This window comes from Thermodesulfobacteriota bacterium (assembly GCA_040754335.1).
Taxonomy (GTDB): domain Bacteria; phylum Desulfobacterota_D; class UBA1144; order Nemesobacterales; family UBA2774; genus 2-12-FULL-53-21.
In genome coordinates, this window is the sequence record JBFMCV010000003.1 from 550,712 (window position 1) to 562,350 (window position 11,639).

Here is an 11,639-nt window from a genome sequence, read left to right on the forward strand (position 1 = left end):
CAGATACAACCAACCGTTATCATAGGAAAAATAATACATAATGGCACCACAGGGGCTATTGTGGTAACTTATCCATCTGATGAACCGGCACTCGATATCGAATGAGGACACGATTGCGGCTGTCGCGACCCCGCCCGGCAGCGGAGGCATAGCCATAATCAGGATCAGCGGGCCGAAATCGTCCGAAGTCCCGACGCTCATATTCAGATCCGGACGGGAGGGCGCGGAAGCGAAGCTGATGGAGTCGCACCGGCTCTATCACGGGCTGATTATAAATCCCGCGACGAACGATATAGTAGATGAGGTCCTGTGCGTGTTAATGAAGTCCCCTAACTCGTATACTGGGCAAGACATCGTAGAAATTCATTCACATGGCGGACAACTGGTTCCGAAAAGGATACTGGAGATACTATTCGGTTTGGGCATAAGGCCGGCAAACCCGGGGGAATTCACCCTCAGGGCATTTTTAAACGGCAAGATGGACCTCACGCAGGCCGAAGCCGTATCCGATATTATCAATGCGCGCACCGAAGAGGGACTGAAACAGGCGGAGCTACAGCTCGAAGGAGAGCTATCCCGGAGTATAACAGGATTCAAGGAGACGACTCTCGACATAATGGCTGAAATTGAGGCCCAGGTGGACTTCCCCGAAGATGAAATTGACCCGATAACCAAAGATGCCATGTCCAGCCGTATAAACAGTCTGATTTCCGGCATCAATAACCTGCTTGCCACTTATGAAGAAGGTCGGATAATCAAGCACGGCGTTAAGACAGCCATACTCGGAAAGCCGAATGTAGGAAAATCGAGCCTTCTGAATATGCTTTTAATGAAGGAAAGGGCGATCGTGAGCCCACTGCCCGGCACTACCAGGGATTTCATTGAGGAAAGTATCGATATTGGAGGGATACCGCTGGTACTCATCGATACGGCGGGAATCAGGGAGACGTACGACGAGATAGAGCACGAAGGAGTGAGACTGGCAAAGAAAAAGGCGGAAGAGGCGGAGCTGCTGCTTATAGTGCTCGACGGAAGCGAGCCGCTCGACAGGGACGATATGGAGGTATTAAAAGGCGCCGCCGGCAAAAAAGCCATCATCATACTGAACAAAGCCGATAAGGGGATCACATTGAACCCGGAATCCCTCCCCTGCCAGACACATAAGGATAGAATAATTCATACGTCGGCAAAGACGGGCACAGGGACAGAAGAGCTGAAAGCTTCGGTCAGGAGGCTGCTGACAGACGGAAACAGCCGCACAGACGGCAGCGAAATCATCTTGACTGAGTTAAGACACAAACTTGCACTCGAGAATTCCGCAGACCGTCTCTCAGCGTTCCTGGAGCTGCTGGAAAAAGGCGAGTCGCCCGAATTCCTCGCTATAGAGCTAAGGGCCGCATTGGATTCATTCGGGGAAATAACCGGCGAGGTGACGACTGAAGACATCCTCGGAAGAATCTTCAGCAAATTTTGCATTGGGAAATAGGGTGTTATGGAATGTTTCACGTGAAACATCCACAATTGTGGATAAATATTATCATATTTATGAAGACGGCATTAAGATAGATTATTCTGTGTTTATGGGTAATTATATCATTATCGGCGTGTTATCCCCAATTTTTATCCACAATCCTTCCACGGTTTTTTAATTTTTCTTTTTTTTTCAGGAAGTTGAGAAATCGCTGTAAAAATTGCCAATTGCCATGCCTGTATTTATATCCATCCAAGCCTTGAAAACACTAGATTTTTTATGGCTCCATAAAGCTCGTAATCGAAAGGGAGCGCCGTTTCACCCAACTCTGAAATCAGGACGGTTCCTGAAAGAGAATTCGTCAGAAAGGCCATTCTTGAGCCGGCCAGACGTTCGGGATGATACGCGCCATCCTCTAAGCGGAGACCGATATCGCCTACGGAATTCATCAATAATTCTCGAATGATGCCGGGCAGCAAGCCACACTCGACGGACGGCGTACGGAGAGTATCTTCCTCAACCCAGAAAATATTGCCTGCAGTACCTTCGGCTATCTCCCCTCTTTCATTAAGAAAGATAGCTTCATCATATCCTTTTCGGGAAGCCTCCCTTCTGGCTATGATATTCTCGAGGTAATTGAGGGACTTAATGCTACGAACCGGGGAGTCTGCGCATCTCGCGAATTTATTGATGCACACACGCACACGCTCCTTCGAAGAATTGTAGTCCCTGACGATAATAGCTATATCGCCTCTCGCCGGATTGTCATAGTAATTCGGGCCTCCGTCCGAGAGAAGGCATATTTTGACATAAGCATCCGATATGCCTGAATTTATTATTACTTTATTCACATGCTCGGCTAGCCTGTCCCTCTCCATAAGCGGTATGCGAAGAAGCCGGGCGCCCCGCGACATACGGTCGTAGTGCTTGTCGAAAAATAAAGGCATGCGGCATTTGTAACGAAAGGTTTCGAAAAGTCCTTCCCCGAAGAAAAGAGCCCTCAGCGGAAGCGGAGAATCGAGCTTTGTACCGTTTATATATACCTGTTCAGACACTATTTTTCCTTTAGATATGATGTTCCGATTATTCGGAGAGCCCGAGCGCCCTTTTTATTGCTAGCGACTTCAGAAGGGTCTCCTCATACTCTTTCTCAGGGTCGGAATCCCATACTATCCCTCCCCCTACCCAGAACGTAGCCTTCCCGGGATCCGTTACAAGAAGTCTTATGCCGACGCTCAGTGTAAAGTCACCGTCGGGGAAGAATGCGCCCAAAGCGCCGCAATAAGGACCCCTCCAGTGCGGCTCGAGCGCATCGATAATCTCGAGGACTCTTCTCTTAGGGGCCCCCGTGACCGAGCCCGGAGGAAACGTGTTTTTAATTATCCGGCCAACCCCCGCTCCGCTCACGAGCCTCCCTTCTACCTCCGATACAAGCTGGTGGAGCGTCGAATACGTTTCGACATCGAAGAGTCTCGTAACCTTGACCGAGCCCGCCCTGGATACTCTGGCCAGGTCGTTCCTCATGAGATCCACGATCATGAGGTTCTCCGCTCTCTCCTTCTCGCTGCTCACCAGCTTCGCTTTCTTTATGGTATCGGACTCGGGATTCATTCCCCTCTCCACGGTCCCCTTTATCGGCCGCGTGGTCAAAATTTCTCCCCTTCTACTGAGAAACAGCTCCATAGAGCCGCTCGAAATCTGGAAGCCACCGAAATCTATGTAGCAGCCGAAGGGCACTTGTTGCACGTGAAACATCCGCAAGAAGGATTCAAGCGGCGCAATACGTGAATCGACAGTAAAACGCTGTGAGAGGTTTATCTGATATATATCCCCGTCCCTGATATATCCTTTTGCTGTCTCGACCATATTTATATATTCTTCCCTGCTCATATTGGATACGGGAGCGCTTGCAATACGGTTGTCGTGATTTGAAGTACCGGCAGTGCCGGTTATTTCTTGACCGGTTTTGAATTTTAAATCGGCAGTACCCCCTCTCTCTATATCTTCCTCACGGTAGAGAAGAAATTGTAGATCCGGGAGCCTCTCGCCTTCTTTAATATGTGAAGGTGTAAAACCCTGCTCGGTATATGCCGAGTATTCGTATCCTATATACCCCACGGCTACATAGCCTTCACTCAGGAACCCTTCGAGAACTGTCAGCGGATCACGTCTGGTTCGTATGGCGCCCGAGGCAGTATTGACGGTCACGAGCCCGCGTTCGGCATAAAAAAATCCCTTCGGCTTTCCGAAGCGCATGAAAGACTCTGATTTTTCATCCGCTCCGAACCATCCGCCCCCCGAGTCCAGAAACAGGCACGAAATCCGGTCCATGGCTATCAATATTAACTTTTTTTAATGGACTTACAATGAGCAAAACGGTTGAGCAGGCTCTTTAGTGTTGTATTAATTAGTTATCTTGTTATAGGCTCCCGTGATCCTCTTTGCGCATTTCTGCAGCATCTCCAGAGTCTCAAGACTTGCTTTCGGTCTCGACGGATTCCCTCAGAATCACCGATATGTCCTTGATCTCCATCTTGTCGTTGCCAGCGTGCTTCGACGCGTCTTCGAACATAGTATCGCAAAAATAACACGCGACAGCCAGCGTATCGGGGTTCTTGGACTCCACTTCCTCGAACCTGTTCCAGTTCACCCTCGGGGCCTCTTCCTCCATCCATATCTTCCCTCCGCCCGCTCCGCAGCAGAAGCTCCTCTCGCGCCTCCTGTCGAGCTCGATGAGCCTGAGACCGGGTATGGACTGAAGCAGCTCCCTCGGCTCGTCGAAGACCCTGTTATACCTGCCGAGATAGCACGGGTCGTGGTATGCAACTCCCTGATTTATCTCTTTCGTCGGCCTCAATTTCCCCTGCTTCACGAGATCGTTCAAGAGCTGCGTGTGGTTTACGACCTCGTAATTGCCGCCGAATTGAGGGTATTCGTTTTTTATGGTGTTAAAACAGTGAGGGCAGTTGGCGATGACCTTCTTCACCCTAAGCCCGTTGAGCGTCTCGATGTTCTGCGTTGCGAGCATCTGATAAAGAGCCTCCTCCCCTAGCCTCCTCGCAGGATCCCCGGTGCAGCTTTCCATGGGGCCGAGCACGGCAAAATTGACACCGGCCTGGGTGAGGAGGCTTACGATCGATTGTGCTATCTTCTGACCCCTCGGGTCATAACCTCCATAGCACCCCATCCAGTAGATATAGTCGAAAGTGGAGGCGTCCTCGACCCCGTTCTCCCCTATCACGTTCACGCCCTCGTATCCCGATATCCACTTCGCGCGGTCGCCCTCGCTGAACCCCCAGGGATTCCCCTGCGTCTGGAGCTTCTGAAGGGTTTTGACCGCCGTCCCCGTGAGCCGCCCTTCTAGGGTAAGGAACCGTCTCATTTCCATGATCTTCCCCATCTGGTCGATGAAAAGAGGGCATTGCTCCACGCATGCGTTACAGCTCGTACAGGCCCACAGCTCATCCTCCGTTATCCAATCCGGGCCGGGGATCGTAGCAGCCTCACCGCCGTTCGAGGAATTGCCGTTCAAAAGCGCCTTCCCTTCGCTCGATGCGTAGTGCCTGAGCTTTACGACTATCTCTCTCGGGGAGAGCGGTTTCTCGGTATGCCACGCCGGGCAGTTGTCCGTGCACCTTCCGCACTCGGTGCACGTATAAGCATCGAGTATATCCTTCCATGTGAAATCCTGTATTTTCCCCGCGCCGAAGTGGTCTACGTCCTCGGGGGCATTTTCGAAGTCTATAGGCCTGAGCGCCCCGCGCGGCTGGAGGTTCTGAAAAAAAACGTTCGGAATGGCCGTGAAAACGTGGCTGTGCTTGGAATAGGGTAGGTAGTTAAGGAACCCGAGGACTATGAGCACATGGAACCACCAGAAGAATTCGTGGGAGTAGTTGAGGCCCGATTCGCTCATTCCCGAGAAGAAAACGCCCGCCAGGGTGCTCGAGACGGGAAGCCATGCCGCATCCGCCTTGCCCATGGCTACTCTCGTGGCCATAGTGCCGAGCGCAGTGACCATGAGCCCGAATATGAGCCCGAGTATAACCACGGCGTCGAGACCGTTCACCTCTCTTCTTTTTGCAATAGTGGTCCTGTTAATGATCCCCATTATTATCGCTATCACGACCAGGGTCTGGACAATATCCAGAATGAATTCATAGACGTTATGGGCCCCGCCGGGGATGAGCCTGAATCCTGGGAAAACCCCGCTTATGAGTATCTCTATCGTGCCTATCGTGACTATCACAAATCCCCAGAAAATCATGAAGTGCTCTATGCCGGCGAATTTATAATTTGTGACGAGCCTCTTCTGGCCGAATACGTATATGAGAACGCGCCTTACCCTCTCGCCGATGTTGTCGAACCTGTTATCGTATTTTCCCAGACGGAGTAATTTGAAAAGGTTGTATACGTTATAGAAGAAAAACCCGAAAGCGGCTATTATCAAAATCGCCATTATGACCGGCTTCATAAATTGTCTCCTTGTAAGCGGGCGCCCGGACTGCCAGACCTTCTCTAATTATCTTAAGAAAAAGCATTGTGATAGTCAAGTAAAAACAGGCCTTTAAGCCCGCCGTGGTGAATTTTTGAATAATAAAACGGGGGCAATAATACAGGGGCCGCGAAAGTAGCGTGTATCGCATATATAGGCTATAAGGCATATATATGCAGGGCCGTCTCCGCCCGGCGCGGGCGGGCGCAAATACGGTAAGTGCCGCGAGCCTGATCCGCATTCAGTCATGAAGCGGCCAGGGACGGATATAAATTGACGGGAATGAATCGGGAATAAATAGGTCAGTTCAGCGTGACCAGGACCGATTTGACTCCGGGTTCGGCGGTTATAATGTCGTTCCCGTATCTCTTCGCTTCGTCCTTTGAAGGGAACCCGCCTACTTTCACCCTGTACCATGTCCCCTTGCCGGGGAGGTCGACCGTCTCGATGTATGCGGGGTAGGTTTTCGACTTGAGGCTCTCTTCCATTTCCTTTGCCAGCTGAAGATCGGGGAACGACGCCAACTGCACCGCGTACTGCCCTTCGCGGGCTTTCTCTACAGGCTGACTCACGGAGACATCATGAGTATTTTTCTTATCGGCCGTCAAGCCGGTTTTCTTCTCGGTATTTTCCGCCTTAACAGTCAGCACGGGTTTTTTCCGTGCATCCGAAGCACCGGTCTTGACGCCGTTCATATTCCTGCCGCCCAGGGTCTCGACGTATACAAACGATTTCCTGGCAGCGGCCGGGGATTTGACACCGTCTTTCCTGCTCGCGATCATCGAGTCGAAATTCCTTTCCCCCGGGTGTTTCTTCAGATAATCGTAATGGGCGTACACCCTGTTCACGTATTCGATCGTTTCCTCGTAAGGGGGTATCTTATAATCGTACTTGATCACCGCGTTCTCGCCGGCGTTATACCCGGCTATCGCGAGCGTCGTGTTGTTGTTGAACATGTTCATGAGCATGCTGAAATACTTTACCCCGCCCTCGATGTTCTCTACAGGGTCGAACGGGTCGGAGACGCCTATACGATCAGCCGTCGCCGGCATGAGCTGCATTACGCCCATAGCCCCCTGGGGCGATACCGCTTCGGGATTGAAGTTGGACTCCACCTTTATCATGGCCTTGATCAGAAGGGGGTCTATCCCGTACCATCCTGCGGTGCTGTTGATATGCTCGTCGAACTTGTCGGAGTACTTGTATTTGTTGAGGTATCCCCTCTGGCTCTTGGGAGTGCCGCGGAAGGTGCCCCACGGGCTCCCTATCTTTTTATATCCGCTGCTCTTGGGGTCGATATTAGTGTAGTAGACGACGCCGTTTGAGTCTTTTTTGTAATAATACGAATTTGCGGAGGAGAATTCGGGGAAAATAATAGAGATCAGCAAGGGCAGGATTAATGAGGCCCGGAACAGACGGTTACCGAAATCGTGTACCTTACTGTCAGCTCTTCTCACGCGAGACCCCGGATAGCGCATCATCAAAAAGGCACAACCGGACTGCCAGAATGTCTAAAGAAGAGCGGAATTTGATAACGACCCATCCTCCATCTCTTCGGCAACCCGCCGCCATAGGCTTATTTTACCCTTAGGCCCCAGGCTTTGCGCCCTATCCTTTCGAATAGTTTGCCTTTTCGATCAGAACATCCTATCTCCAAGCTCCGCGATAATTCTATTACCTTATATTATTTTTGTCAATGAGTTTTGAAGGTTATGTATATTAATTAATGTACTACGGCATTTAACTTAATATAGAGTGCGAGGAATTGGAAACCGTTTACAATATTATTGTTTTTGTATAAGATGAAACGGCCGAGCCATGCTGAAGACGCTAAAACAAATTGTTCTATTACCGTTTGAAGATTTCCTCTCGGGGCTCGAAAGATCTATCGGGAAATCAGCCCCCGTCAATATCGCCCTAATCGTGGTAATTTTCGTTATCACGTGGTGGATATACGTCCCCGTTCATGAGCTTTTTCACGCATTCGGATGCATATTGGGCGGGGGCACAGTGACGGAGCTCGCGATAAGCCCCAAATACGGCGGAGATATACTGGAGAAAATTTTCCCGTTCGTCTCGTCAGGCTCTGATTATGCCGGGCAGCTCACCGGATTCGATACGGGGGGGAGCGACCTCACGTACCTGCTGACCGATTTTTTCCCGTTTCTCCTGACCGTGTTCATAGGCGTCCCTCTTCTAAAGTCGGCCTCTCGTTCGACCCCTCTCGGGGCGAGCATAAGGCTCGGGATTGCTCTGCCTCTAGCCTTCGCCCCCTTCATATCGTTCAGCGGCGATTATTACGAGATGGGGTCTATAATAGTCTCGCGTGCGGCTGAGCTGTTTTCGCCTTCCCTCGATATCGAGAAGTGGAGGAGCGACGACCTGTTCAAGCTTTCGGACGGGCTCTTTTTTTCAGGCGGGCAGTACGGGACGGGCGATATTGCGGGGGTATCCCTCTCGTTTATCCTGGGGGTCGTGCTTATATACGCGACTTATTTTCTGGGTGTGTTGTTCAGCAGGATATTATCCGGCTTATCGAAAAGATGAGCTCTCCAGGAGTATATCTTCACTTCTTCGATTTCTTACGCAGGGCTTTCTCTTTAGGTTTTTTGTTCCGGAAGAAGTAGAGGTACGCTCCTATCAAAAACGGCTCGAACCTGACTACCATATTATTTATAAAACCCCAGAGGAATTCCCAGAACAGCTGTGACGCCACTCCCCCCTTTTCGTAGCCCTGGGTTTCGAGCGCGGCCGAGAGTTTTTCGCCTTCGAGCGAGAACACGAAGAGGAAATGAACGACGACGAGTATCAAAAGCGCCTCCAGATATATCCACTTTCTTTTCAAAAAAGGATAAAAAGCGGCCATGATCGCGAACGTCAGCGGGGCGTTAAAAGTATAGTTCGAAATCGGGACGTCTATCGTCGTCTTTAAGATGGTCACGCCGTACTTCTGCGGTATGAACCCGACCGAGACTATGTCGCCCTGTCTCAGAATCGACACGATATCCACGTCCTTGAGGATGGTAATCGCATACGAGGCGATGGTCGTGACCGCCATGCCGTAATAGCCCTTGATGCCCAGCCAGACCGCGAGAGAGATAATATAGGCTACTACGAATATGAGCGAAGCCTTAAGAAGGACGGACCTAAATAAGGGCTTCTTGTTTTCCTTGTCCATGGCTCAGGTAGGTCAGGTAAAGAACGAAAGTTGCCAGAGCAACGGCTATCATTACACCCTGTGCTACATAAAGGTGTATTAAATCGAATAGATCCTTGTGATAGACACCTGCATAAGCGAGCGCTACAATCCTTATCAGATTCAATACCTGTATGACAAGAAAACCGGCAATTATGCCTATAAGCCTGTTCTTCCAGGAAGCCGGAAAGGTCAGAACCGCTACCGAGTAAATCATAACGGCCTCCAGCCCGTTGCATCCGAACTCTACATCGAGCGAGATGGACGGGAGGTGTATGACCGAGCCCTGAATCGTGGAGGTGACGCCAATAAGCCCCAGTATCTTGGCCGTCACGTAGACTATGGCGTTTGAATACCCGCCGTTTATGTCCACGACGTCCTGCACTGGCTTCAGTCCCAGGAGCAGGAAAAACGCCCCCATGAGAAGCACGTAAGTCAGCACGAACCTTAATATGCTGATAGAGCTCGACTGGCCTTTATCCGGGGCACCCGTGTTTTTATCCTTCATCCTGATCTCTTATTGAAAATTATTCCGCAGAGGAACCGAATCCTCGCAGCAGGTTCTAAATATACATAGTGAGTGTATCATTTTCAAAGAAAGAATAATTTGAGAGAAAAGCCCGCGGTAGAGACCTGCGAGCCCTGTCACGCCCCGCAGCATCCGGCTTTGCCTTCTTTCAAAATTTCCCGGCCCTCCCTCATCAGAAAAAACACCATAACAATTCCGGCCAGAGGGTCGGCCCACCATATTCCGAACAGATAGTTAAGCCCGAGACCCGCGAGGAGCGCAAGGGACAAGTAGCAGCAGGCGAGCGTCTGCTTCGAATCGGCGAGGAGGCTCCTGCTCCCGATCATCTTTCCGGTTCTTTGCTTCATAAAAAACAAAACCGGCATCACCACGAGCGAGACTGCGGCTATCACGATCCCGAGGATGCTTGTCTCAGGCCACTCGCGTAAAATGAGCTTCTTCAGGGACTCATAGAGCACATATACCCCCAGCACGAAAAAAGTGTACGCGACAAGTCTCGCCGCTTTCGCTTCCATCCTTTCCTCCTCTTCAGTGGAAAGGTTCCCGAGCCCGCGGAAGCGCCATATCATTATTCCCCCTGACAGCGATTCGACGAAGCTGTCGAGACCGAACCCGACAAGCGCGATGCTCCCGGAGACCATCCCAGCGGCAACAGATACGGACCCTTCCAGAAAATTGTATGCGACCGTAAAAACAGATAGATAGAATGCCTTTCTATGCGGTCCGTTGCTGATGGAAGAAGCACTGCGGTTTAAAATTTCCATGGTGCGTCTAAATATAGCTTAACAGATGACCGGACAATTTCGAATAGACGCGTCCGCAGGATTATAAGCCCGGGCGAGGAGATCAAGGCTTCACGGGTGACAGCAGACCATTTTCCATGAAGCTGAAATAGCCGTCCTTGCCCACGATGATGTGGTCGAGGACCCTTATGTCGAGCATTCTGGCTCCATCCGCTATGTCTCTTGTTAGAGACTTGTCCTCTCTCGAGGGCTCAGGGTTCCCGCTCGGGTGATTGTGCACGAGTATTATTCCAGAAGCGTGCCGTGAGAGCGCCGATTCGATTATGCGCCTCGGGTAAACGGCGACGTTATCGACCGTGCCTTCGTGAAGCAGCGTGTAGTCTATCACCTCGTTCCTCACGTTCATATAGATCACCATGAAGGCCTCGTTCGTCATGCCGGACAGACTGACACGGACGAATTTCAGTACCGCGTCGGGCGAAGTGAGGGCGTCCCCCTTCTTCATGTTCTCGGCGAGGTACGAGTTGTAGAGCTCTTTCACGAGTCTTATGAGCGTCGCAGACATAGACCCCACGCCGCTCAGCTCCTCTAACTTTTTCCGGTCGGCGTCGAGCACACCCGAGAGCCCGCCGAACTCGCTTATGAGCTTCTTTGCCACGGGCTTCACGTCCCTACGGGGAATCGAGAACGTAAGCAGAAGCTCGAGCAGCTCGTAGTCGTGCATGCCGTCGGCCCCCGCTTTGCGGAACCTATCTCTCAACCTCTTCCTGTGGTTTATATAGTGAGGTTTGTCAGACATATCATTCGGGACAAAATTTTAACCGCTTTCTTGCAAATAAAAAAAGGCGGGCTGCCCCGGAAAGAGACAGTCCGCCTTTGATTTGGAAATGCTTTTTTCTAATTAAATTACATCATATCGCCCATACCGGGGTGTCCCATGCCTCCGTGCATTCCGGGTCCGGCGCCTTCGGCCTTGGCGGGCTTCTCTGCGATGAGGGCTTCTGTGGTGAGGAGGAGTCCGGCCACGCTGGAGGCGTTCTGCATCGCGCTCCTCGTTACCTTCGCAGGGTCGACTATTCCCGCCTCTATCATGTCGCAGTACTCCAGCTTCGCTGCGTCAAAGCCGTTAGCCCCCTTCTCCTCGCTTACCTTCCCCACTACTATTGACCCGTCCCAGCCCGCGTTAGCCGCTATCCCTCTGAGAGGCT

Annotated in this window: 11 protein-coding genes and 1 riboswitch; of the genes, 2 read left to right on the plus strand and 9 right to left on the minus strand. The window is 51.2% G+C overall.

The window, feature by feature from the left end:
• The first annotated feature begins 79 nt into the window (after positions 1–79).
• Positions 80–1,486 (plus strand): tRNA uridine-5-carboxymethylaminomethyl(34) synthesis GTPase MnmE, encoded by a 1,407-nt coding sequence (mnmE, locus tag AB1598_08905; protein MEW6145120.1) that lies wholly within the window; start codon positions 80–82, stop codon positions 1,484–1,486.
• Positions 1,487–1,713: 227 nt separating this feature from the next.
• Here mnmE and AB1598_08910 read toward each other — a convergent pair whose 3' ends face one another.
• From AB1598_08910 to AB1598_08925, 4 genes are all read right to left on the minus strand, one after another.
• On the minus strand, positions 1,714–2,526 hold the full coding sequence (locus tag AB1598_08910; protein ID MEW6145121.1) for an aminotransferase class IV: 813 nt from the start codon (positions 2,524–2,526) through the stop codon (positions 1,714–1,716).
• A 28-nt stretch (positions 2,527–2,554) separates the two neighbouring features.
• Positions 2,555–3,802 (minus strand): aminodeoxychorismate synthase component I, encoded by a 1,248-nt coding sequence (gene pabB / locus AB1598_08915; protein MEW6145122.1) that lies wholly within the window; start codon positions 3,800–3,802, stop codon positions 2,555–2,557.
• A gap of 139 nt (positions 3,803–3,941) precedes the next feature.
• On the minus strand, positions 3,942–5,942 hold the full coding sequence (locus AB1598_08920; GenBank protein MEW6145123.1) for a (Fe-S)-binding protein: 2,001 nt from the start codon (positions 5,940–5,942) through the stop codon (positions 3,942–3,944).
• 323 nt (positions 5,943–6,265) lie between these two features.
• A complete protein-coding gene (locus tag AB1598_08925) occupies positions 6,266–7,420 on the minus strand; it encodes a lytic transglycosylase domain-containing protein (protein ID MEW6145124.1) in 1,155 nt (384 codons plus the stop codon).
• 96 nt (positions 7,421–7,516) lie between these two features.
• A riboswitch (cyclic di-GMP riboswitch) is annotated at positions 7,517–7,603 on the minus strand.
• Positions 7,604–7,781: 178 nt separating this feature from the next.
• Here AB1598_08925 and AB1598_08930 point away from each other — a divergent pair.
• On the plus strand, positions 7,782–8,510 hold the full coding sequence (locus AB1598_08930) for a hypothetical protein (protein MEW6145125.1): 729 nt from the start codon (positions 7,782–7,784) through the stop codon (positions 8,508–8,510).
• A 19-nt stretch (positions 8,511–8,529) separates the two neighbouring features.
• On the opposite strand, the gene AB1598_08935 is transcribed toward AB1598_08930, so the two are convergent.
• From AB1598_08935 to AB1598_08955, 5 genes are all read right to left on the minus strand, one after another.
• On the minus strand, positions 8,530–9,141 hold the full coding sequence (locus AB1598_08935; protein MEW6145126.1) for an exosortase H-associated membrane protein: 612 nt from the start codon (positions 9,139–9,141) through the stop codon (positions 8,530–8,532).
• Entirely contained in the window at positions 9,110–9,667 is a 558-nt protein-coding gene (gene xrtH, locus AB1598_08940; GenBank protein MEW6145127.1) for an exosortase H, read from the minus strand. The genes AB1598_08935 and xrtH overlap by 32 nt, the downstream gene beginning before the upstream one ends.
• A 137-nt stretch (positions 9,668–9,804) precedes the next feature.
• Complete coding sequence (locus tag AB1598_08945) at positions 9,805–10,452, minus strand: cation transporter (protein ID MEW6145128.1); 648 nt, start codon at positions 10,450–10,452, stop codon at positions 9,805–9,807.
• Between the two features lie 82 nt (positions 10,453–10,534).
• A complete protein-coding gene (gene radC, locus AB1598_08950; GenBank protein ID MEW6145129.1) occupies positions 10,535–11,230 on the minus strand; it encodes a DNA repair protein RadC in 696 nt (231 codons plus the stop codon).
• A 107-nt stretch (positions 11,231–11,337) separates the two neighbouring features.
• Positions 11,338–11,639, minus strand: a 302-nt coding sequence (locus AB1598_08955; GenBank protein ID MEW6145130.1) for a TCP-1/cpn60 chaperonin family protein, incomplete at its 5' end; no start/stop codon positions are given.